This window comes from Shewanella kaireitica (assembly GCF_023284045.1).
GTDB lineage: Bacteria > Pseudomonadota > Gammaproteobacteria > Enterobacterales > Shewanellaceae > Shewanella > Shewanella kaireitica.
On record NZ_JAKIKQ010000003.1, the window covers coordinates 225,638 to 248,661 of the forward strand.

Here is a 23,024-nt window from a genome sequence, read left to right on the forward strand (position 1 = left end):
ACAGAACAAGTGTACAAACTCCGATGAGTACCGTCGTAAATCGTTTGAAAAGTGAGGGGCGAGTTATCGTTTAGCCACCACCTATACTAATGGTGCTTTTTAGGCACAATACAGACCACCTTTGCTAGATATCTCTGTAAAATCGTTGCTATGCACGAAAGGAAAGATAGAATGAAGATCGATTTCAGCAGTTTTGGCTTTAGCTTTAATGGAACTTATTTTCACCATCGCGCTGTTTGCGTTTTCATCGGGTATCACCCCTGGTCCAAATAATATTATGTTGATGTCATCAGGTGTAAACTTTGGCATCAAGCGTAGCTTGCCGCATCTATTCGGGATCTGCTTTGGATTTCCAGCCATGGTATTAGCCATAGGATTAGGCTTAAGCACCATGTTCCAACTCTTCCCCGTGTTGCATGTCATCGTTAAGTATGTCGGGATCACCTACCTGCTCTATCTAGCTTGGTTGATTGCCAACAGCAGTAATAAGTTAAAAGGTAAAAATACTCCTGCACCTTTTAGCTTCATTCAAGCGGCCGCTTTTCAGTGGGTGAATCCCAAAGCATGGATTATGGGCATAGGTGCAATTGCCACCTTTACCACTATGGAGCAAGCACTCACGCCGCAAGTCATCACTATAGCGACCGTGTTTTTCTGTGTTGCGCTACCAAGTGCCTTTATTTGGCTTGGGTTTGGTGTTGTGCTAAAACGACTATTAAAGAATCAAAAGCAACAGAAAATATTTAACGTCACCATGGCGCTCTTGCTTGTACTCTCAATCATCCCTATGATCGCGCCATAACAACCACAGGCAGTATGCAATGACCAATAATATCGACCCAGAATTGCAAGAGTATGCAACCCAAACAGAGAATTGGGTTAAGCAAGTGATTATGAAGTACAACATTTGCCCTTTTGCTCGTCGCGAAGTCGAGCGTGCTAGCATTCGTTATGCCGTCATAGACGAAGCTAAATTGCAGTTGGTTTTAGAAGCATTAATCCAAGAGTGTATCTTCCTTGATGAACATGACGAGGTCGAGACCACGCTGTTTATATTGCCTCGTGGTTTTGAGGGCTTTTACCCCTATTTAGATCTGGTGGATATTGCAACTGACTTGTTGTTTGAACAGGGTTATGAAGGACAATATCAACTCGCGAGCTTTCACCCTGATTATTGCTTTGATGGCGAGCCACAAGACAGTGCTGCCAATTATACTAATCGTTCACCTTTACCGACATTGCACATTATTCGTGAAGCCAGTATGGAGCTCGCCTTAGCCAATTACGACGACCCAGAAACGATCCCTGAGCGCAATATCGCCTTTGCTGAACGTAAAGGCAGTGAGTTTTTTGTCGAGCTACTCGCTCAGTGCAAAAAACCACAATAACTCTGCCCATAGCGTATTAAATACGAGGAATAACAACAGATGGCAACTAAGTATTATGTAGTGTGGGCAGGACGCGAAACAGGCATTTTTACCAGCTGGGACTACACAAAAAAACAGGTAGATAAGTTCCCGCAAGCGAAATATAAGTCGTTCAAGACCAAAGCAGAAGCAGAAGCTGCATTTAAGCGTGTACCGAGTTACGGCGGTGCAGCGCAAAAAAAATCACCGACTAGCACAAAAAGTACAGCCACAAAGGTTGAAAAAGCTAGTAAAACAATGGATTTAAGCCAATTTGAACTATCTATCTTTACCGATGGCGGCTGCGAGCCTAATCCAGGAAAAGCAGGTTCTGGGATTGCCGTTTATCGCAGCGGCGAACTAAGTGAACTTTGGTATGGCTTATATAATGCTAATGGCACCAATAACTCAGCAGAATTAAATGCACTACACCAAGCAATACTATTAGCTGATAAAGGCATTAAACTGGGGCAAACAGTACAAATTTTAAGTGACTCGCAATACTCAATTAACTGTATTACCAATTGGGCTTACGGCTGGAAAGCTAAAGGCTGGAAGCGACAAAAGCCAGGTGATATTAAAAACCTCGATATCATTCAGCAATCTCATGAGTTGTATGACAGCATTAAAGATAAACTTTCAATCAAACATGTGCCGGCACATGTGGGTATTGAAGGTAATGAACTTGCCGACCGAATGTCTATCTACGCTATAGATAAAAAAGACAGCCAGTTTTGCCGTTACCCTGACCCCATTGAGCTCTCCGCGATCCTTAGTCTGCGCGCTGGTTAACCGTCAAAACCTACGGTCAGTTTAAAAACCAACTAAACTGACCTTATATCACATAATTTTACCTTTAATTAATAGGCTTAAGACTAAGGCTATGCGACAATCGCGCCCATGAACATATACCTGCTTATACACAAAGCCCCTATTCGCGTTCTCCGTATTGGAAGACGTCGTTTTTGGCTGCGTTTAAAACTGGATATGTTGGTTGTGAAAGAAGCCTTATCTCAAGAGAAGCAAGAAACCAAAGAGATGTTGGTCACCTACAAACGCTATACGCGCAAACAAGCAAGTAAAGATGAATTAGCCGATGCTAACAAACAATTTGCAGACCTACTAAAAGGCTTAGGTCTTGGCGTGTTTGCCGTTTTACCCTTTGCACCATTAACCATTCCATTGGTGTTGAAGCTTGGCAAAATGGTTGGGGTAGATGTGTTACCGAGCTCGTTTAATAACATGTCTGAGCGTAAAGCCAATGCACGCCAGCTTTCAAGAAATAGTGCTAGAAAGAATCGCATAAAAGCCAGTAATGCGGGGCAATAACGCCAACCTAATCGCAGAAAACCTCGCACAGCGATAACGTTACATATCCTCGTAAAATCATCTCTTTGCTTTCTAGATAGACTCCAGCCTGATATTCTTATAGCTATCTTTTTAACTAATCGTTATTACTATAAAGAGTCCCTACATGAGCAATATCATCGTTTCAGGTGTTTCAGGCATTCCCCTTTCTATTTTCAACAGCGAAACATTTGCACAATGGCGCGATAAGCAAGCTAGCAGTGTGACTAACTGGCTGAAGACTACACAGTTCTCAGGCAAAGGCATGAGCCTTATCCCAAATACCCAAGGCGAACTCGCTGAAGTTATTTTTGTGAGTAACAGCGACGATTCCTACTGGCTTTGTGGAGATTTAGTTAACCAACTGCCTGCGGGTCAGTATCAATTAAATGCCGATGATAAGCAGATTAAAACCGCTGCTTTTAGTTGGGGTTTAGGTGCATACCAGTTTGACCGTTACAAGAAAAGTGACAAGCAGCACCCGCAACTTATCGTGCCAACACAAGCACAAGCAGACGAAGCTAATAGATTCATTCGCTCAGTCTCTTTAGTACGCGACTTAGTCAACACTCCCGCCGCCGATATGATGCCGCAACACTTGGCTGAAACCATGACAACAATGGCAAATGAGTTTGGCGCTACGCTGACCCAAATTGTCGGTGATGAACTGCTTGAGCAAAACTACCCAACTATTCACATGGTTGGCCGTGCGAGTGAAAATACACCTAGACTTATCGACCTCACTTGGGGCGACGAATCAGCACCAAAAGTGACATTGGTCGGTAAAGGGGTATGTTTCGATTCTGGTGGGCTCGACTTAAAACCAGGCGCTGGTATGCGTTTGATGAAAAAAGACATGGGCGGCGCCGCTCATGTTATTGGTTTAGCGCAGCTGATTATGGCTAACAACTTACCCATCCGCCTACGTGTATTGGTGCCAGCCGTTGAAAATGCAGTATCAGCCAATGCCTTTAGACCCGGTGATGTGATCACCACTCGCAAAGGTATTACCGTTGAGATTGACAACACTGACGCTGAAGGCCGTTTGGTATTGTGTGACGCCCTTGCAGAAGCCAACAACGACAAACCAGAGTTAATGATCGACTTTGCCACGCTAACTGGCGCTATGCGGGTCGCACTAGGCACAGAGTTACCAGGCTTCTTTAGTAATGATGACCAAGTTGCCGCTGGCATTACCGCATCAGGCTTAAGTGTTGACGATCCAGTATGGCGTATGCCACTACATAAGCCGTATCTAGAGTTAACTGGCAGCGACATTGCTGACTTAGCCAACTGTGGTAAAACCCCATTTGGCGGCGCGATTACCGCAGCACTTTATCTCGAAGCCTTTGTTGACAAAGAGATCAGCTGGAGCCACTTTGACGTGATGGCATGGAACAACCGTAAGCTACCGGGTCGCCCAGTTGGTGGTGAAGCCTTTGGTATTCGCGCGGTATTTGATTACTTGCAAAACCGCTACGTAAAAGCCTAATAGCCGCCTCACCAAGGTCACCTTTTAAAGTTCAAGTTAGCAAGTTTAGTAATGCACTGGTTATTTACAGTGCATTACTGCCTCCCCTCTCACTCTTTACTTCGCCACGCATATTCACTTCAACCCAATTAAACATTGCGCATGCCTAAACGTTACAAGGTTACCAACCGCCTACCTCAACACTGTAAATAAAAAGTTTAAGTCAAAGATACAATGTAACAAACTAGTTGCAACCACTAAGTTGCTAGTGTTTGTAGCGTTTATTTTATGGGACTAGAGTCACATTATTCATCTGCATATCAATTAGCCATTGAAATTTTTTTACTAATTTCCTACAGTGAAATTTAGCTTTAAAAACATTTGTATCACTTTGTATCAACTGTTTTGAGTTTAAAATGACCTATTCAGCACTAATTTATTGAGAACCAGTTTGAAGAGATTAAGTAAAACTCTACTTTGTTTGCCTATTTTGATCGCCATCTTTTTGGTCGGTCAATTTATGGTAACTAAAACAGAAGTTGACGCTGTCTCGTCTAATAATCAGTCTTTACTGCAGACAAAGCAGCATGAGTTTTCGCTGTATAAAAACAAGTTTGCGCTGTCTCAAGTCGTTATTGTTACTATGCTGTGCCAAAAGGTGAGCTCAACTGTCGAGCGTGTATCGAGCACACTCGTGGCGGAAACCGAAGAGCTTGATATTAATTTACTCCCAGCTAATTCGGCATTCTTTTGTCTATTGCTACTCTTCAGCAATTACTTAGTAATAAGAAACCTCAAACACAAGACGCCTAAAAAAATCATCAATTTGGTGTCGATTGTCCATAGCTGGATCAAGCCAATTAAAGGCTGCCCTTCCTAACTGACTCACTTTGAGTCATCAAAATGCTGATCCGATAATCGGATAAAGCAGCAAAAACTGAAAATTAAATCTTAACCGTTTGGCTTTTTAATCATTGCCAGCTAATCAACAAGTGATCTCTTAAAGGGTGGAATTATGCCGTCTAAGAATAACTGCGCCTTGCTTTCGGGCAAACGCCGACTCAGTTATCAAAAAGCACTACTTTGCACTGCTGTAATGGGCTTGAGTTGCACATTATCGTCATCAGCTCTCGCTGATAATGAAAATGTATCAGCGGCAAATAGCTCAACCACTTCCAACTGGTCAGGTTATGTCAGTGCGACCGCAACAACCAACGTCTACGGGCAATCGGAGCCTAGCTCTTATCAATCAATAAGCGGCAATGGCCGTATAGGTTATCGAGACAGTTGGGGCAGTATCCGCTTATCTGTTGGGGGAGAGGTCGAGACCCATCACGACCAATCGTACTACTACGACACATTTCTTGAGTACCGCACGCCAGTGAAAAGCTTTAACTCAGACTGGAGTTTAATCGGCAGCGCGGGGGTATTTTTGCCTACGAGCCACACCAGTCAAGAAAACAAACTACAAGCTGCACCTCGAGTCGCAGGTTACCTGTTCTATCGGCCCAATAATGTATGGAATTTCTATATATCACCAAGGTTTAGGTACAACGCCTACAAGTATGAAATCGGCCGACAGGGCGAGCATTTTGTAGAGCATCAAATCGACATATTGGCAGATGCGACCTGGCAGTTTACCGATAACTGGTATTTAGATGTCAGTGGCTCGTACGGTATGGCCAAGAAGTTCAATAGCAGTCGCTATGACAATTTATTTACTGCTAGCCAAGAGATTGGCTGGGAATTTTCACCCAGTTGGATAGTCGCTGCTGGCCACAATAACAGCGGCGGATTCTATGACCCAGAAAGAGGTTCATCTCATGGATTTGAGATCTATGACAAACGAAGTTCAGTCTTTTACTTGTCGATAACAAAATACTTATAACATTAATTGGAAGAGAGGTTTACATGAAAATATCGACGATAACGCTCGCCATTGTTGGGGCCATAGCCCTCAATGGTTGTGGCTCTGATGAGCCGTATCAGGAAGTGAAGAAAGATGAGAAAATGGTCTCGGTGCAAAATCTCAAAGAAGCAACCACTGACACCAGCGTAACCAATGGCCAACAAACGACGGCTACATCCTTGTCTGAACTTGCAGTTAAACAGCCAGAGCGACTGTTTCTATATACCCGCAGCTTAGGCGACGCACCAAGGTATTCAGCCCCCATACATGGCTTTTCGCAAGGAGATGAAAAACTCGTCACCTTACGTATGACTGAAAACGGTATTCAAGTACGGCAAATAGACCGCGATAACATCGGCCTTGGCCATGGTTCTCGCTACGACAATGAGTACAACAAAGCCCCTGTGCTAACCATTCCTGGTGAATACGTTGATTTCCAATGCCAAAAAGACAATTGGAATGACTGCACTAACAAAGAGGAAGAGATCACCGACCGCAATGTCACTTGGGATCAAAAGAAATTCTTTATTCCTCACTTTGAAGCGGCACAAATTGCCGAAGAGAACTATACCGATCTGGTCACCTTCAAACAGTGCACCACCGAAACAGAATCGGCGCACTTAGTTAAAGATGGCGATTGGCACGGTTATGAAATGGACTTAGCCAATGGCGTAATCAACTTTGAAATCGAGCATACCTATCAAGCCAACCCCGCTTGTTTTGGTAAGTTCTTTAAAGGTAATTTCGACAACCTCTCTTTCACAACCACTGAATATATCTCCATTGTAGCTGTTGACCAACTCGCCAGTGATGACTTTGACGTGGTGCCATATAGTGAAGATGAAAATGGCAGCTATGGCTTTTTTAGAACCCAACATAACTATCGTGACGGCAATCATGCCGCGGGTAAAGACGGCTATGTACGTCAATACTTGAACCACTACAATCCGAAAAAAGCGGCGATTACCTATTACCTCAGTAATAACTTTTTTGAAGATAAAAACAAGCCATTCTTAGATGCTGCCAACGAAAGCATCACCGCGATGAACATCCAAAATAAGATGTTCGAAACAGGCTTACCGCCAATCAAGCTAGAAAAAGCGGGCAACCACCGTCACGGCGATCTGCGTTATAGCAATATTACCTTGTTTGATGAGCCACTCGACAATGGCTTGGCAGGGTATGGTCCATCAGCGGCTAACCCATTAACCGGCGAAATTGTTAGCGGCCGGGTCGATCAATATAGCGCCAACCTAGAGCAAGGTTCTACCCGTTACTACCGTCGCGTTCAGCTCGACTATAATCGCGGTATGCTTGACCCAAGCTCAGTAAAAGCACTCACAGGTGTCGACTACACTCCAGCACCTGAGGTGATAGCCCGAGCCAATGAAGTGGCGACCAACAAATTGGTTGCCCAGCAAACAGCGACCAGCGATAGCTCAATGAGCAGCCAGCCACTGCAAGCTGAGCTACCGCAAGCGAAAATCCCAACGCTCTCAACTGACACAGCCGACAGTGCACCACTAGAAGAGCTGGTCAATCAACACAACAAAACCGATGACTTCTGGGCTGAACACAACCTAATGAGTGTTAACGAAGCATTTGGTCTAGGTGGCGGTGCGCTGCGGGAACTACCAAGAGGTCTGAAAGGTCATGAAATTGATTGGACCAATAGCGAATTTTGGATCGATGGTATTGTCGGTGGAAAATTAAAAGACATCGAAAAAATGTCGACCGCTTTCCAATCAGATCTGGTCATCAAACTTGCAGCGCAGGCCTTTGCAGGCACCCTAACCCATGAACTTGGGCATACGTTTGGCTTACGCCATAACTTTGCTGGTAGTCGCGATCAAGCTAACTTCTTTAATGAACAAGAGATCAGCAAATTTGAGTCCGCATTTGCCGCCGCGGGTTACCCCAACCTCACTGTAAAAGCGGATTTCTCAAGCCAAATGGACTATAACGCTGACCGTTTTGCCACTACATTTGAGAAGTACGACCTCGCCGCACTGCGCTTTGGTTATGCACGTAACGTTGAAACCACAGATGGCGCTATGGTGTCACTGAAAGAGCAAGATGCAATTCGTCGTAAAGAGCTTAGCGAGGGTAACTTAACTGGTGCAACGCAATATGGTGCACTGCATAACATTGCCGCCGAAAATGACTTAAGGTACTTTGCTTTCTGTACCGACGGTCACGTGTCGTTAAACAGTAACTGTAACCGTTTTGATGCAGGGACGAACAACGATGATATCGCGCAATACTATGTTGATCGATACTTCGACAGTTACGACACCATGAACGTACGTCACAACCGTCAAACGCTGTTTGAAGACAATATACTGCCCTACACTATCGACCGCCTCAGCGGCTTTAACGATATTCGTCAGTTTGTTGAAGATACCGCGACGGCGGAGGAGCTATTTGCCTTTAGTCAAAACGATCTGGCCGAGTTTTGTCCTACGCATCAAACGTACTGGTTCTGTGCATCCCAACGAGCAGTCAATAAAGCTGCTGACACATTTTTAAAAGTGGCAGGCATGAATGATATCTTCCTGCATGTCACCTACAAAATGAACAGCGATGACAGCACGGCATTTACTAAGGTTCATTCACTGGAAGATCTACTGGCGAGAATTTACCGTCTCAACGGGAATAAACTCGATGAAAGCTTAGATGTTGGTAAAATCATCATCAGCTTTGAGCAAGATCCTGAGAAGCTTAAGCAACTATTAGTAAAAGCAGATGTAGTGCCTGCCTACCAAGATCTGGTTTATGCCGATGTCACCGTCAATAAAGGACGTCTACTTAACGGTCTTAAAGCGCCACAATCAAACCCAAACCATCCTTATGTTAACGAAAGAGATGTACTGGGAATGTGGCCTGATAAGCTGTTAGCTGTGCGCCAATTGCTAACCAGAAAGTCACCTAGAAGCACCACAGGTCGTACTTACTATGCATTGGCCGATACCGCAAAAGTTCATGGCCAATTGCAAGGCATGCTTTGCCACATGACCATGGGCAATACTGTGAGTGATCTTAATGGTTACCTAACTAACCCAGCGCTTAAAAATGCCTGTGCCGATGTTGACCCACAATACTATAGTAGCGATGTGGATTATGCCGACCAGCAGATAGAAGCCCTACCGAGCTATGCCACATCACTTGGGCGTTACTTTGGCTTCCCGCAAAGCACTGGCGAAATGAAAGGTAAGAGCAATCTGCTGCAGATGATGCTCAAGCAAGTGGTGCTGGCCTCACATGACAGTGACTACCGCGGCGAAGAGAAAGCCCGAGTATGGCGTGAATTTGCCGGTATTCATTTGGCAAGTGACGCAGTCAGTTCAGTGAAAACCATCTCGCTACAGGGCAAGAACTATGTAGCCACTGACGAAAACACGCTAGCGATAGCACTGATTGAGCAACTAGAACAGCTTGATACATTAATGACCAATAAGCCGTTGATGGATCATGTCATGAATGCCGATGGCGCCACCTTCAAAGAGTTAATCGTCGATCCTATGGTCGCCAGAGACAAACGCGTGCTGACTTACCTACCCGTATTGTCATAACGGTTAGATCAGATAACGGTTAGTAGCCCTAACCAGTAGTTAAAGACTGCTCCCCCAAAAAGGCCTGTATCTACAGGCCTTTTTTATTGAAAGCATATCTTGCTTAACATTGAGTTGGCCTGCTGAAGGGAGACACGAAGTTAAACCATCTACTCTGGCCCGAGAGCGCTTGATAAAGGGGTAAGTATAAGGTTTATTCTGTGTTCACCCTGCTGAAGCATTCGAATTGCATATACAAAGTCATTTAATGTATTTCATTTTTAATGGGATTATTACCTCAACCAAGGATTACCTTGCTTTTAAAACTAAACTTTATTGAGGAATTGATTATGAAAAACGTAAAACTTATTACACTAGCAACAGCGCTTACTACTGTACTTGCAGCACCAATGGCAGCCAATGCAACGGGCTTTTACTTAGGTGCCAACGCAGGCTCTGGCCAGCAAAGCCATCAGTTAATGGAAAAGGCTGAAACAACTGGCGTAGCAGCCATTAAGGCTGGCTATGATTTTAACGACTACTTTGGCGCAGAAGTACGATATGGCGGTGTTAACCAGCGCTCATCTGATATTGAACTGAATAGCTTTGCTTCGGTTTATGCAAAAGTTCAGTACCCTATTACTGAGTCATTATCTGTTTATGGATTGGCAGGTGCGACTTCTGCAAACTTACCGAAGGATAGTTTAATTGCAGTGCCACATAGTAAAAGCAAATCGAGTGGTTCTGAAAGCAGCGCTAGCTTTGGTGCTGGCGTGCGTTACGCTGTAACGGATAGTTTTGGCATCAGCTTAGAAGCGATGCGCATTTCATCTCACGATGCTTACAAGCTAGATGCTGTCATGCTAGGTGTTGACTATAAGTTTTAACCACTTATAGATAGATTACAGCCCGCTAACATAAATGCTGCTCTGTACTTGAAAGCTAAATAACTAAAGCCTCAGTCACTTTCAATAGCGCTGAGGCTTTTTGTATCTGCTGTAGTGGCCAAGAAATACAAGTTGCCATTAACAATGGCCCATTAACTATGGCTGTCTATGTATTTACTCTGGCCCTGGCAGCTCCCACTATTTCAATAAAGTGCTAGACCATAGGCTATTATTGAGTCAACCTACTCTTCAGTACCACCTTTACGAGCCTCTTGGATCTCTGTTTGCATTTCGATTGATAACGCCTGCATTTTAGGTAAAAAGTCTTTCATCAACTCTTGTGAAACCAGCATCGAATCTTGCATTATCATAGGCATCTTTCTAACCATACTTTTCCCAGTGTCTGATTCATAAAAAGTGATGAGTCCTTTAACCTCTTCTTCGGTGAAATGGTTTGAATATACCTCGATCATTGGCCCCTTAAAAGTTTGCCAATTCATCTGCTCTTCTAATAAATCCGCATACTTACTCATATAATTATCATAAATAGGTTTGTCCTTTTCTGAAATATCCATTTGTTTTGACATTTCATCAAACATGAGGCGCATCTGTCCGTGCATAGCATCCATCATTTTTGCCACCTCAGTTAACTCCATTAACTTTTCAACAGACTCTTTTGATGACTGTTGTTCAGCGTGAGCAGAAAACGTAACCAAAGATATAAAACACAGCATCGTAAAAATTTTCATTATTAATCCCTTAATTAAATGTCGCAAAAGTTAATAGCCAGCCATTATTAATCAACAACATAACGAGCTAAGAGCGCGAATTCAATACTTGGTCGTATTCTTATCATGAATATTCCTAGCTAACAGCATTCTGCTGGTGAAATATGCCTGAAATGATGAAATTTGACTGATATTGCTTTCTAAGGAGCGCAGATAATCAACTCAGCGATATTGTCTGAGGAAAGTCGATATTAGATGACCTCTATTTTGAAAAACGCTGGGTTAATGGCTTGGCATATACTCGCAGCTGCTTGAAAAATGCCTTCGCCGTTTGTTGAGATTCTCACAGTAACGGCTGAACTCCTGCAATGTACCAACGGGACCATGAAACAATTGGCCAAATTCTCTGACGATTTTAACCCAATTTGTTGATGGTATATTGAGTCGATTCAAAATGGTTTCTGCGCTCGAAGAGATGGCCCCACGCTTATCGTCGCGAATAACTCTTCCCGTTTCATCGACAAGCTGTAGGTAATCTTTTATCGAAAATGCAATGCCTTTAGGCTGATTGACTCTTTCGTTACCAATAAAGGGCAAGAGTGACTTGGGCTGCTCGCCTTTTAGTGCAGCTTCGATTCTTAATTTGATACTCGTAAAATTAGATTTCTCCGGTGTATTCGCCATCTTGGCACGAATAGGGTTGAGCTCAACATAGGCCATACAGGCTAGGACTGCAGCCTCATCTAGCAGCGCCTGAGATTTAAAACGCCCTTCCCAGAAGTGCCCCGTGCAGCTATCCTCAATATTGGCTTGCCTCGCGATAGGTTCATTCAAGCACCGCAACTCTTATGAAAACGTTAGCAACTGATGTCACTAAGGCGTGAATGGTAAGTCGCGATAAGCTGTTTAAGTTGTGCGACCATGCACTCTTCAATCACTTCACCTTTAACAAATTTTTGCGTCAGCGCTGTGCCATTGAACAGTTTATGCCATTGCTCGACAACCTCTCTATCTGACCAGCTATTCACGGTATCTAAATCAATATAAAGTACAAGGTGCAAATGATTACTCCCTCTCTTTGGTAAAGAATGCGTATGCCGCAACGTCAATGGCAAATGCTTCGGTTAACTTGAGTAGTTGCTCCTCAACCCAGCCTCTGCGGTGGTCATAGTTTTTGCCTGTGTATTTATCATCACCACACACTTTTTGTTTCGACAGCATGCACGCCGAACGACGCGGCTACAGCAGTGATAATAGGGACTTCTTACCAAATAAAGAGCTCAATACTAATGAGAGTTCGTCTTGGTCTCGGCATGCAACCTCCTTGTTAAATGCTCAAATCAAGCATAGTAGGAGGTCGCGATTGATGCCATTAACTATGGCTGTCTAAGTATTTATTATTGGCGCGCATTAATGAGTACAATCACCAAAGTCGTTTACACCTTAAATGAGCCTGAAACTAACTGTGCAAAAAGCACCTCTGACTTGAATAGTGCCATCTTAGGGTTAACCGATAACTGTCTAGTGCCCCTGATATTTCAAAGGATTGAAAAGCGTCAGGCAGCGATAAGATCGCACTAAGAGAGCCTCTATATGTGTTTGCTGTAAACGATGATTTGACAGCTAACTGACAGACGAAGTAGATGAATTTGTTGATTGGTTTTAATTTGACTGCAAAGCAGCCAAATAAGTTAGGCTCGCCTATTGACCAGCAGGAGGCTCATATGTGTTAGATGCTATGTTACGTATGAACCTAGCAACGGGCTTTTCAAAATATTTAAATGATACAAATGCTACTGAAACAGTTAGAACGAAAGATAATAATAATTTCAATTCAACACTTAAATTGAGCTTGTTTACAAAAATAATAATTGGCATGTGAAGCAAATATAATGAATAAGATACTTTTCCCAAGAAGTCACCGAACCTGTTAGCTAATAGTACATTGTTATCAGGAACTAAAAATACAATACAAAAAAATACGGAACTCATTACAAGTAATACTTCATAGCTTAACCACATTCTTGTCTTAGCATCAGACGTAACAGATGAGATCTCTGGATACATAGCAGGTATTAAGAGTAACACGAAAATAAAGTAATGTTTCTTAAGGTATTTCGGTACATCAAAAGACTTATAATGCATTCCAAAAATAACCCCAATAAAAAAATAAGGTAAACTTCTTAACGTATTAAATAAGTTGTAACGAACTCCGTTTATGTCTCCATATACTCGTGGAAAGTTTGCGAAAAATAGCAGGAGCATAACCGCTAATATTGAAAGGTAAATATAGCCTCTCCTATTCTTTGAAAATGACCAAAAAATCAGGAATACGAAGTAAAATTGTATTTCAGGGGGGATTGACCAAAGTACACTGTCACCATATAAAAATAGTAGATGACTAATCAGTGCATTCGCATCTGGAATGTTATAAAGACTATCATTGCCGATTAAGGACAAAACATAAGAGCTAAGTACAATAACCAAGAATAATGGAACTACTCTTGCGACTCGAGCTAATAAGTAGCGCTTGATATTAACGTTGCTGAATTTTTGGGGCAGGTATAAGTGAGACATTAAAAAACCACTCAGCAAGAAAAACAGCATTACACCGTACGCTCCAGAGCCTCCGCCTAACATTCCATTAAGCCAATTTGTAATATCGCTAAAATGAGTAATAAACACAATTAATGCAGCCAACCCACGCAATGTGTTTAATTTTCTAATCTCCAACTAAAACTCCGGACTCAAAATAATTACTAGCCAGCCATTGATAATCAACAACATAACGAGCTAGGAGCTAGACTTCAATGACCTAGTCGTATTCTTATCGTGAATATTCCTCCCTAAAGAGGATCTAAGTGTGAATTATGCGAAAAGTGATGAAATTTGGCTGAAATAGCTTTCAGAGAAGCGCAGTTGGTTAACCCAGCTATTTTTTCTGAGGTAAGTTGATGTTTTAGTGCCATTTAGAGTGAGTGGTTGTGCATATATTCGCAACTACTTGAAAAGTGCCGTCGTCGCTTATTGAGGTGTTCACAGTAGCGGCTGAATTCCTCCAATGTACCAACTGGACCATGAAATAGTTGGCCAAATTCGGCGACGATTTTAATCCAGTTTGCAGCTGGAATATTTAGTCTGCTCAAGATAGCTTCTGCACTGGAAGATATTGAGCCACGCTTGTCATCACGGATTACTCGACCCGTTTCATCAACCAGAATTAAGTAGTCTTTGAGTGAGAAAGCAATGCCTTTAGGCTGGTGTACTCTCTCATTGCCAATAAAGGGTAGCAGCTGCTTGGGCTGCTCACCGCTCAACGCAGCTTTGACTCTTAGCTTGATACTGGTGAAGTCTGATTTTTCAGGCGTGCTCGCCATTTGAGCCCGTATAGGGTTGAGTTCCACATACGCCATACAGGCAAGGACTGCAGCTTCATCCAGCAACGCTTGAGACTTAAAACGCCCCTCCCAGAAGTGCCCGGTGCAGTTATCTTCAAAATTAGCTTGCCTGGCGATAGGTTCATTGAGGCACCTCATAAACCAGCTGATATCACAGAGCCTTGAGCGATAGGTCGCAATGAGTTGTTTGAGTTGAACCACTAAATGTTCATCGATAACTTCACCCTTAGCGAATTTCTGCGTGAGCGTTGTACCATTAAACAACTTATGCCATTGCTCAACAACCTCTCTATCTGACCAGCTATTCGCCGTTTCAAGGTCAATATAAAGCACCACATGCAAATGATTACTCATCACGGCATAAGCAGCTACATCAATAGCAAACACCTCGCATAGCTTGATGAGCTGTTCTTCAACCCAACCACGGCGATGGTCGTAGTTTTTACCTGTGTATTTATCATCCCCACACAGAAAGGCACGCCGAACTACGCGGCTACAACAATGATAGTAGGGAGTGTCTTCAATACTAATAAGTGTTCGTCTTGGTCTCGGCATGCAACCTCCTTGTTAAATGCTCAAATCAAGCATAGTAGGAGGTCGCGATTGATGCCATTAACTATGGCTGTCTATGTATTTTTCGAACTGAATAGCTTTGCTTCGGTTTATGCAAAAGTTCAGTACCCTATTACTGAGTCAATATCTGTTTATGGATTGGCCGGAATGACCGCAGCCAATCTACCAAAAGATAGCTTAATTGCAGTGCCACAAAGTAAAGCTAAATCGAGTGGTTCAGAGAGCAGCGCCAGCTTTGGTGCAGGCGTACGTTACGCAGTAACAGACAACTTTGGGATCAGCTTAGAAGCGATGCGCATTTCATCTCACGATGCTTACAAGCTAGATGCTGTCATGCTAGGTGTTGACTATAAGTTTTAACCACTCATAGGTAGATTGCAGCCCGCTTACAAAAATGCTGCTCTGTACCCTAAAGCTTGAAACCTAAATAACTAAAGCCTCAGTCACTTTTAATAGCGCTGAGGCTTTTTTGTATCTGCTGTAGTGGCCAAGAAATGCAAGTTGCCATTAACTATGGCTGTCTATGAATTTTTTATCATCACCACACACTTTTTGTTTCGACAGCATGCACGCCGAACAACACGGCTACAGCAGTGATAATAGGGACTTCTTACCAAATAAAGAGCTCAATACTAATGAAAGTTCGTCTTGGTCTCGGCATGCGACCTCCTTGTTAAATGCTCAAATCAAGCATAGTAGGAGCTCGCGATTGATGCCATTAACTATGGCTGTCTATGTATTTCGTTTATACTGAACCCAAACCAAAAATGCCAAGCGTGTCGAATCACTCTTAAATTGTTTGTTGTGTTTTTAGCTGATAAGAACTAACTCTGAAGTAAGCTTGTCCTTTTCTTCTGCGCTTTTAATTGCTGAAATAACATTAATCGATAATTCTTTTAATCGCTCACAACCTTGAATTAACTCTTCATTTGATGGGGTCTCGACACCGTGAAGCAAATTATTCCGAATTCGTCTGAAATAGCTAAGTTCATTAGCTTCTTCCTCTGTTAAAATATTTTTATTTACTAAGTCGTCAAACTTTGCTGTGTGGTATTTTTTATGGTGTTTATTCTGCTCACTATTAATTATGGAAACAGCTTTCTCAAGGACTATCCACGATTTTACAAAAGACTCAAATCCAGAAACATCTGCTACTTTCCCTAGAGAGCGTTGGAAATATTTTCGTATTTTATTGTCTTCACTGCCAGAGATATAACTATCAGTTAGCATCATTGTAAGTAATTGATCCGATATTGTTTCGCTTTCACTTTGGTTTACTTTATTCAAATAGATTGAAAACTTATTTGCATCAAAATCTATTTCATCTTTTAAATAATTAAATAGTATTTTTGTGTCACCTAGTTTTAGCTTCTTTAAATAATTCTTATTTAAAGAATTGGTTATTAGGCTAGTCAGCTCATATCTATTTGAAATATCATTACTCTCTTTAGTACGCTTAGTCATAGCTTTTTGAAGTCTTTCTAATGCGATTTCTCCAGTTAGTACCAAACCATTTATCTCATCTAAAATAGATAGCTCTTCCTCAGAAAGGCTTCCCGAAAGAGGTTTATAAACTAGATCATGCTCGACCTCTGACCATGCATGCATAAGAACTGATGCTACTTGTATCTCAAATGTCGCATTTTTGTACCTGTCGGCACCCTTGTTGATATTACTTATATTAACGCGATAATGAGATGCCCAATACCCAGAAAATCGTTTCTCAAATTTTGGCTTATAAGATTTCTCAGGGAACTCTTTTCTCTTATTAACCGAAAATAGTTCATGCACAATTTCATTCACTAACTCTCGATCCGATGGAAAGTAAAGAGCGACTCGAACACCAGCAAGATCAACGATATCATCAAAAACATCACTCACTTTTTTGTACGGTTTATCAGCATTTCTTTGCTCTAGTTTACTTTTAAGCCTTTCAGGTTTTTTAGCCCGATAAGATACAATTGCCTTAATACCACGCTTTGCTAGTTCCTGCTCTAGTTGATTTGAACCTATCCTTGCTAGTTCCGTATAAAAATCATACTGACGATTATACTGTTCTAAAAAATCTTCAATTACACTCATAATTACCTACATTCTTGCAGAACTAACCCTAGCGACAAAGATGTCATTCTAAACGGGAACGATACAGCTATACGATAAATATCTTTTATTTAAGTGGGTTATAACTCATTTTAAGAAAGACATAACGCCGCATTAAGCGGACTAAAATAGAGAGTTAAAATGTGTAACGAAGCTAAACGTAACCCGCTGTTTTAGTATCGTTTAAGTGCCTTGTTAGGGCTTGAGGTAGAGCTCAATTGGTGAGGATGGCATATTGATTTTTGGCATGGCATAGCTGAGCCATGTCATGAAGTCGAATAATACTCCATCTTTACCGTCATTTGTAATATGAATACCGGGCAACTTGCTACCATCGTCTGTAATAAAATGATAAGCCCCGTTTCCATTACCAAAATTCCAGATGGCACCTCGATCTAAGCAGAATATTGCATCAATTTGATGTTCTAATGGTATTTCATTTAAAGCATAATGTTCAGTGATTTTCTGATGAATTGTCTGTAACGTTAGCTGTGACTCATAAGCAAAAATAAAATATGGTCTATGGTTTACAAAACGCATGGTATCTTCAGGATTTGAACAAGTCATGGTACCACGCTGAATTACAGGTTTAATCTTTTTATATGTAATACAGCTTTCGATTAGTGTATTTACATCTTGAGAGTTGAGCTTAGTTTTAACCTCACCTACACATGATACACCTTCGATTATAAATAATTCAGGGCCTGACAGATCATTTAAAAATGGTTGTCCATCATTTGTGATAACAATGTCTAATTGAGTTGACTGATTACCTTTGGTATCAATTATTTCACCTTCACCAATCCTATTGTAGGGTGGTAAATATTCTTTTAAAAAGTCTTTCAGGATGCTCTCAGCAGAACTGCCTCTATCTCCACGATGACTTAGCGTAGCTCTAATCTCTTCTAAATGAAGATCCATACGCTTTTGGATGATTTTAAATTTTTTTTTGAACATTACTACATCTCCGACGTTCAGTTTACTTCGAATTTAGAGCCCTAACATTTATATACACGTCTTGCGCGTTTATCAGGTTAGATCTGTCAGCGCGTGTATCAATAAGCGATTGATTTTCAGTCGTTTTTAACAAACCCGCTCAAAGCAGCCGCCGGAAAAACGACAATGCACACTTTGTTTGCCTCGTATCTCCTGCAAACCGAGCAAGATCTCTTTTATTTACTTGAATTTACTCTTCTTTTTATTTTCGCTCAATAGCAAACCGAGAACTGACTGCGCATAATTTGATGATTATCCGCACAAAACCAATAATACAGTGTAAAAATACAAGCACCGATCTTTCCGAGTGATGAAAAAATATTGCAAAAAGAATAGTGCTCTATTAGCCCCCTCGCCTACTTACACAAATTGATTATAAATATCTTTGCTTTAAAAAACTGTCCGCTAAAGGACACTCAATGGATATTGGTACTCAGAAATGTTGCAGGTATTCAAAAGGGAAACAATCGCTTTGCCCTAAACAGCGCCCACAAAAAAGCCCGACATCATCGGGCTTTTAGTCAAAAAGTAATGTTTAAAGGATTAACCTTCAACGACACCTTTGCTGACTAGGAACTCATCGTATGTGCCTTTGAAATCATTAACACCTGTTGGTGTGATCTCAATAATACGGTTAGCCAGTGATGATACGAATGCACGGTCATGACTGACAAACAGCAATGTACCTTCATACATCTCAAGTGCGTTGTTGAGCGACTCGATTGATTCCATATCCATGTGGTTGGTTGGCTCATCAAGTAGCAAGATGTTTGGCTTTTGCATAATAAGCTTACCAAATAGCATGCGACCCTTTTCACCACCTGAAAGCACTTTGACTGACTTTTTAATATCGTCAGAGCCAAATAGCATACGGCCTAAGTAACCACGTACTGATTGGTCATCATCTTCTGGCTTGCGCCACTGGCTCATCCACTCAAACAAGGTCATGTCGTTTTCGAAATCTGACTCATGATCCTGGGCGTAGTAACCAATCGATGAGTTTTCAGACCATTGAATAGTGCCGCTATCTTGTGGGATATCGTGTACTAATGTACGTAACAAGGTGGTTTTACCCACACCGTTGTCACCCAAAATGGCGATACGCTCACCCACTTCGGCAATAAGGTTAAGGTCTTTAAACAGTTGCTCGTCAAAGCCTTTGCTGAGCTCTTCAACGATTAACGCGTTACGGAACAATTTCTTCTCTTGCTCGAAACGGATAAACGGGTTCACACGGCTAGAAGCTTTAACTTCATCAAGCTTAATCTTGTCGATTAGCTTAGCACGCGATGTGGCTTGCTTTGCTTTAGATGCGTTAGCAGAGAAACGTGCGACGAAGCCTTGAAGCTCAGCAATCTGTGCTTTCTTCTTAGCGTTGTCAGACATCAAACGCTCACGCGACTGTTGTGCAGCCATCATGTACTCATCGTAGTTGCCTGGGAATACGCGGATATCACCGTAATCCAAGTCAGCCATGTGAGTACATACTGAGTTCAAGAAATATCTATCGTGCGAGATGATAATCATGGTGCTGTTACGTTGGTTCAGCATCTCTTGCAACCAACGAATAGTGTCGATGTCCAAGTTGTTGGTTGGTTCGTCAAGTAGCAGTACATCTGGGTCTGAGAATAGTGCCTGTGCCAATAGCACTCGTAGCTTAAAGCCCGGTGCGATTTCGCTCATTAGGCCAAAGTGCTGGTCAACACCAATACCTACGCCCATTAGCAGTTCGCCAGCGCGAGATTCAGCGGTGTAACCGTCCATCTCTGCAAATTCCATCTCAAGATCGGCAACTTTAATGCCGTCTTCTTCAGTCATTTCAGGTAGAGAGTAAATACGATCTCGCTCTTTCTTCACTTCCCAAAGCTCAGCGTGTCCCATGATCACAGTATCAACGACGTTGAACTCTTCGTAGCCAAACTGGTTCTGGCTCAACTTACCTAAACGCTCATTAACATCTAATGAAACGTTACCTGAAGTTGGCTCAAGATCACCGGCAAGGATCTTCATAAAGGTTGATTTACCACAACCGTTGGCGCCGATTAAACCGTAACGGTTGCCGCCGCCAAACTTAATTGAGATGTTTTCAAACAGTGGCTTAGAGCCAAACTGCATGGTGATGTTAGCTGTAGTAATCAAAGTGACATTCCGCTTTTGGTTATATGACTTAAAGAGATCATAGATAAAACAAAAACCAGTAAATCGAGTAGAGTGCTTCACTCCACCTCAACTTACTGGTCGAAGACTCACGCAAGTGGGCGTACAGCCTATAAAATTAAGCGCGATACTATAGCATTCTAGCCTAAATTATCAACTGCGATCGTCCTCAGCGAATGAGATAACTATTAAAAAGTTGGCTATAGCTGAAATCAGCTTTTATCTCTGTCTATAACGTTAAACCAACTTTACCTTACGCAGTCTATTTGCATTGCTGACCACAGTGAGTGACGACAGCGCCATCGCGGCGCCAGCGACCACAGGACTTAGTAATAAACCGGTAAATGGAAACAACACGCCAGCTGCAAGCGGGATCCCTAAACTGTTATAAATAAAGGCGCCAAATAAGTTTTGCTTGATGTTTCTCATGCTGGCTTTTGCAAGCATTAGGGTCTCTGCAACCACCATCAATCTTGCTGACAAAAGCGTAAAATCTGCGCTTTCGATGGCGATATCCGTTCCACTTCCCATGGCAAGGCCAATATCTGCACTCATTAATGCAGGCGCATCATTGATGCCATCACCCACCATGGCGACCACCTCACCCTTTTGTTGCAGCTCTAGCACTTTTTGCTGTTTCTGCTCAGGTAGCACATTGGCAAATACTGTACTAATGCCAACGACATCTGCCACAGCATTGGCTGTTTGCTGATTATCGCCAGTTAATAGCACCACCTTGAGGCCACTGTTTTTCATCGCGCTTATGGCTGCTACAGCATCCTCTTTGATTGGGTCGCTTATTGCGATGATGGCGACTAAATGCTGATTTTTAGCGACAAATACTGGCGTTTTACCCAAGCTTGTTAACCGAGATATTTGCGGTTGGTGCACTGAAACATCATCGATACCGATATGCTGCATTAAGCTCAGGTTACCAATCGCGTATTGTGCACCCTTTACCTTGCCCGTAATGCCTTGCCCTTGTAGGTTAGTAAATAGCTCAGGCTCTAACAGGGTCGCATTCGACTGTTTGGCTTTGGTTAAAATTGCACTCGCGAGCGGATGTTCAGAATGCTGCTCTAACGCGGCCACATCACTGAGAAGGCTTTGTTCATCCATTTGTGGCTGTAGCATAATAAATTCGGTCACCTGCGGCGCACCTTGAGTAACCGTGCCGGTTTTATCTAACACTACGGTTGTGACTTTACTGGCGGTTTGCAACGCCTCGCCATTTCTAACCAGCACTCCCATTTTTGCAGCACGTCCCACTGACGCCATAATCGACATAGGTGTTGCTAGCCCAAGTGCACAGGGGCACGCAATAATAAGCACACTAGTGAGCACGACTAACGCATGTGACAATGCAGGTGCTGGGCCTGCTAGGTACCAAATAATGGCGCTTATTAGTGCGATAACGATGACTGCTGGTACAAAGTAGGCGGATATCTTGTCGGTTAAACGGCCAATCGGCATTTTAGATGTTTGTGCTTGCTGTACTAGCTCAATAATTTTGGCCAGTTTAGTGTCTTTTTCGCCCGCGGTGACCCGATAAATCAAACTGCCATTACCATTAACGGTACCGGCATTAACGCTGTCTCCCTCAGCTTTGTGCACTGGCACTGGCTCGCCAGTTAACATCGATTCATTGATCAATGTTTGCCCGCTAACAATCTCGCCATCGAGTGCCACTTTCGCGCCGGGCCTTAAGCGTAACTTATCGCCTAGCTTAATTTGGTTTATCTCAACCTCCTCATCGCCTGCATCGGTTATCCGAATTGCGGTGTTGGCTTGCATACCAAGTAAGCGCTGCACTGCTTCACTGGTTTTTCCCCGCGCTCTAAGCTCCAGAGCATGACCGAGGTTGATTAAACCCAAGATCATCACACTGGCTTCAAAATAGACATGACGTGTATCAGCCGGGAACCATTGCGGCGCAGTGACCACCAACATTGAATAAATCCATGCCGCGCTGGTGCCTAGCGCAATTAAGGTGTCCATGTTCGCGCTGCGGGCTTTTATTGCGCGCCACATGCCTTGATAAAAATGCCGTCCAGTAGTGAGCATCACCAGTAACGTCACTAAGCCAACAATGCCCCAACTCAATTGCTGGGTTGGGCTATTGACCATCATCTCGCCGCCAAGTAAGCCCCACAACATTAATGGCACGCCTAATCCAAGGCCGATGACAGCTTGAATAATGCGAACTTTATACTCTTTTGCTTCATCCCGCTGTTTCTGCTGTGCCCCTTTGCGTGGATCTTGTAGCAGCTCAGCCTGATAGCCAACGGCTGCAACCAACGCAATGGCTTTGTCTGCAGTTATCTCACCGAAGACCTGCACCTGCTTGTCAGCAAGGTTTACCCTAGCGCTAATATCAGCATTTAGTTTTGTTTGGTTATTAGCCTGCGTAAACGCTGACTCGATTTTGGCGACACAGCTTGCACAGCTCATACTGGGCACATAGAGGTTGATTGATTGCATAGTTCTGCTCCAGATCTGCT

The 23,024-nt window shown here is 42.8% G+C and carries 17 protein-coding genes and 1 pseudogene; 10 read left to right on the top strand and 8 right to left on the bottom strand.

The features are described from left to right. Positions 1-208 precede the first annotated feature (208 nt). From L2730_RS05975 to L2730_RS06015, 9 genes are all read left to right on the top strand, one after another. The gene (locus L2730_RS05975) at positions 209-802 is read left to right on the top strand and encodes a LysE family translocator (RefSeq protein WP_248973754.1); all 594 of its coding nucleotides are present in this window, start codon (positions 209-211) and stop codon (positions 800-802) included. 19 nt (positions 803-821) lie between these two features. After that, a complete protein-coding gene (locus tag L2730_RS05980) occupies positions 822-1,388 on the top strand; it encodes a DUF1415 domain-containing protein (protein WP_248973755.1) in 567 nt (188 codons plus the stop codon). Positions 1,389-1,427: 39 nt separating this feature from the next. After that, the gene (locus L2730_RS05985; RefSeq protein ID WP_248973756.1) at positions 1,428-2,198 is read left to right on the top strand and encodes a ribonuclease H family protein; all 771 of its coding nucleotides are present in this window, start codon (positions 1,428-1,430) and stop codon (positions 2,196-2,198) included. Between the two features lie 108 nt (positions 2,199-2,306). Further along, complete coding sequence (locus tag L2730_RS05990; protein WP_020913409.1) at positions 2,307-2,735, top strand: hypothetical protein; 429 nt, start codon at positions 2,307-2,309, stop codon at positions 2,733-2,735. 145 nt (positions 2,736-2,880) lie between these two features. Further along, positions 2,881-4,245, top strand: coding sequence for a leucyl aminopeptidase family protein (locus L2730_RS05995; RefSeq protein WP_248973757.1), 1,365 nt, complete (start codon positions 2,881-2,883; stop codon positions 4,243-4,245). A gap of 499 nt (positions 4,246-4,744) precedes the next feature. Next, complete coding sequence (locus tag L2730_RS06000) at positions 4,745-5,104, top strand: hypothetical protein (RefSeq protein ID WP_248973758.1); 360 nt, start codon at positions 4,745-4,747, stop codon at positions 5,102-5,104. Positions 5,105-5,239: 135 nt separating this feature from the next. After that, complete coding sequence (locus L2730_RS06005) at positions 5,240-6,112, top strand: hypothetical protein (protein ID WP_248973759.1); 873 nt, start codon at positions 5,240-5,242, stop codon at positions 6,110-6,112. Between the two features lie 23 nt (positions 6,113-6,135). Further along, the gene (locus L2730_RS06010) at positions 6,136-9,705 is read left to right on the top strand and encodes a zinc-dependent metalloprotease (protein ID WP_248973760.1); all 3,570 of its coding nucleotides are present in this window, start codon (positions 6,136-6,138) and stop codon (positions 9,703-9,705) included. A 329-nt stretch (positions 9,706-10,034) separates the two neighbouring features. Beyond that, positions 10,035-10,571, top strand: a complete 537-nt coding sequence (locus L2730_RS06015; protein ID WP_248973761.1) for a porin family protein — start codon at positions 10,035-10,037, stop codon at positions 10,569-10,571. Positions 10,572-10,813: 242 nt separating this feature from the next. Here the strand turns inward: L2730_RS06015 and L2730_RS06020 are convergent, their stop codons facing one another. From L2730_RS06020 to L2730_RS06035, 4 genes and pseudogenes are all read right to left on the bottom strand, one after another. Then, positions 10,814-11,320: a DUF2059 domain-containing protein gene (locus L2730_RS06020; RefSeq protein ID WP_248973762.1), complete on the bottom strand. Its 507-nt coding sequence runs from the start codon at positions 11,318-11,320 to the stop codon at positions 10,814-10,816. A 261-nt stretch (positions 11,321-11,581) separates the two neighbouring features. Continuing rightward, positions 11,582-12,614 (bottom strand): annotated as a pseudogene (locus L2730_RS06025) (transposase). A 386-nt stretch (positions 12,615-13,000) separates the two neighbouring features. Next, a complete protein-coding gene (locus L2730_RS06030) occupies positions 13,001-14,032 on the bottom strand; it encodes an acyltransferase family protein (RefSeq protein WP_248973763.1) in 1,032 nt (343 codons plus the stop codon). A gap of 236 nt (positions 14,033-14,268) precedes the next feature. Next, entirely contained in the window at positions 14,269-15,252 is a 984-nt protein-coding gene (locus L2730_RS06035; protein ID WP_248973764.1) for a transposase, read from the bottom strand. A 51-nt stretch (positions 15,253-15,303) separates the two neighbouring features. Here L2730_RS06035 and L2730_RS06040 point away from each other — a divergent pair, with 51 nt between their 5' ends. Continuing rightward, positions 15,304-15,630 (top strand): outer membrane protein, encoded by a 327-nt coding sequence (locus L2730_RS06040; protein WP_248973765.1) that lies wholly within the window; start codon positions 15,304-15,306, stop codon positions 15,628-15,630. Between the two features lie 450 nt (positions 15,631-16,080). Here the strand turns inward: L2730_RS06040 and L2730_RS06045 are convergent, their stop codons facing one another. The 4 genes from L2730_RS06045 to L2730_RS06060 form a co-directional block, all read right to left on the bottom strand. Then, positions 16,081-17,352, bottom strand: a complete 1,272-nt coding sequence (locus tag L2730_RS06045) for a GTP pyrophosphokinase (RefSeq protein ID WP_248973766.1) — start codon at positions 17,350-17,352, stop codon at positions 16,081-16,083. A gap of 213 nt (positions 17,353-17,565) precedes the next feature. Continuing rightward, positions 17,566-18,327 carry a DUF6602 domain-containing protein gene (locus L2730_RS06050; protein ID WP_248973767.1) on the bottom strand — a complete coding sequence of 254 codons (762 nt, stop codon included), beginning with the start codon at positions 18,325-18,327 and terminating at the stop codon, positions 17,566-17,568. A gap of 582 nt (positions 18,328-18,909) precedes the next feature. Continuing rightward, positions 18,910-20,505, bottom strand: coding sequence for an ABC-F family ATPase (locus L2730_RS06055; RefSeq protein WP_248973973.1), 1,596 nt, complete (start codon positions 20,503-20,505; stop codon positions 18,910-18,912). A gap of 255 nt (positions 20,506-20,760) precedes the next feature. Then, positions 20,761-23,004, bottom strand: a complete 2,244-nt coding sequence (locus L2730_RS06060) for a heavy metal translocating P-type ATPase (protein WP_248973768.1) — start codon at positions 23,002-23,004, stop codon at positions 20,761-20,763. Positions 23,005-23,024 lie beyond the last annotated feature (20 nt).

What these genes read in the sequence shown, in the direction of transcription:
- L2730_RS05975 (WP_248973754.1), top strand. Translation starts at nt 209, where the DNA reads ATGGAACTTATTTTCACCATCGCGCTGTTTGCGTTTTCATCGGGTATC.
- L2730_RS05980 (WP_248973755.1), top strand. Translation starts at nt 822, where the DNA reads ATGACCAATAATATCGACCCAGAATTGCAAGAGTATGCAACCCAAACA.
- L2730_RS05985 (WP_248973756.1), top strand. Translation starts at nt 1,428, where the DNA reads ATGGCAACTAAGTATTATGTAGTGTGGGCAGGACGCGAAACAGGCATT.
- L2730_RS05990 (WP_020913409.1), top strand. Translation starts at nt 2,307, where the DNA reads ATGAACATATACCTGCTTATACACAAAGCCCCTATTCGCGTTCTCCGT.
- L2730_RS05995 (WP_248973757.1), top strand. Translation starts at nt 2,881, where the DNA reads ATGAGCAATATCATCGTTTCAGGTGTTTCAGGCATTCCCCTTTCTATT.
- L2730_RS06000 (WP_248973758.1), top strand. Translation starts at nt 4,745, where the DNA reads ATGGTAACTAAAACAGAAGTTGACGCTGTCTCGTCTAATAATCAGTCT.
- L2730_RS06005 (WP_248973759.1), top strand. Translation starts at nt 5,240, where the DNA reads ATGCCGTCTAAGAATAACTGCGCCTTGCTTTCGGGCAAACGCCGACTC.
- L2730_RS06010 (WP_248973760.1), top strand. Translation starts at nt 6,136, where the DNA reads ATGAAAATATCGACGATAACGCTCGCCATTGTTGGGGCCATAGCCCTC.
- L2730_RS06015 (WP_248973761.1), top strand. Translation starts at nt 10,035, where the DNA reads ATGAAAAACGTAAAACTTATTACACTAGCAACAGCGCTTACTACTGTA.
- L2730_RS06020 (WP_248973762.1), bottom strand. Translation starts at nt 11,320, where the DNA reads ATGAAAATTTTTACGATGCTGTGTTTTATATCTTTGGTTACGTTTTCT.
- L2730_RS06035 (WP_248973764.1), bottom strand. Translation starts at nt 15,252, where the DNA reads ATGCCGAGACCAAGACGAACACTTATTAGTATTGAAGACACTCCCTAC.
- L2730_RS06040 (WP_248973765.1), top strand. Translation starts at nt 15,304, where the DNA reads ATGCCATTAACTATGGCTGTCTATGTATTTTTCGAACTGAATAGCTTT.
- L2730_RS06045 (WP_248973766.1), bottom strand. Translation starts at nt 17,352, where the DNA reads ATGAGTGTAATTGAAGATTTTTTAGAACAGTATAATCGTCAGTATGAT.
- L2730_RS06050 (WP_248973767.1), bottom strand. Translation starts at nt 18,327, where the DNA reads ATGTTCAAAAAAAAATTTAAAATCATCCAAAAGCGTATGGATCTTCAT.
- L2730_RS06060 (WP_248973768.1), bottom strand. Translation starts at nt 23,004, where the DNA reads ATGCAATCAATCAACCTCTATGTGCCCAGTATGAGCTGTGCAAGCTGT.